General features: G+C 64.8%; 1 protein-coding gene. It reads left to right on the top strand.

All coding sequences use genetic code 11. From position 1 onward, the window contains the following. Nucleotides 1–256, top strand: a 256-nt coding sequence (locus SB756_RS32260; RefSeq protein ID WP_410913525.1) for a spore coat protein U domain-containing protein, incomplete at both ends; no start/stop codon positions are given.

Below are 256 nucleotides of genomic sequence, written 5' to 3'. Positions count from 1 at the left end.
CCACCACCGGCTATGTGGATATCGCCATCGGGTTGCTGGCCTCCCTGCTGGTGAATTGCCCGCTTGCCGCGCCGACGCAGCGGCTGTCCATCCCGCTGACCGTGCAGGCCACGGTGCAGAAGAACTGCACGATCAACACCACCAACCTGGCGTTCCCGCCGCAGGGTCTGCTCAATCAGGCCGTCACCGGGAATGCGCAGGTCACGGTGCGATGCACCAACAGCAATGCGTTTGCGGTCGCGCTCAATGGCGGCTC

Source organism: Pseudomonas sp. SIMBA_068, from assembly GCF_046534705.1.
Lineage (GTDB): Bacteria > Pseudomonadota > Gammaproteobacteria > Pseudomonadales > Pseudomonadaceae > Aquipseudomonas > Aquipseudomonas putida.
This window is presented reverse-complemented; position numbering and strand designations above follow the sequence as displayed.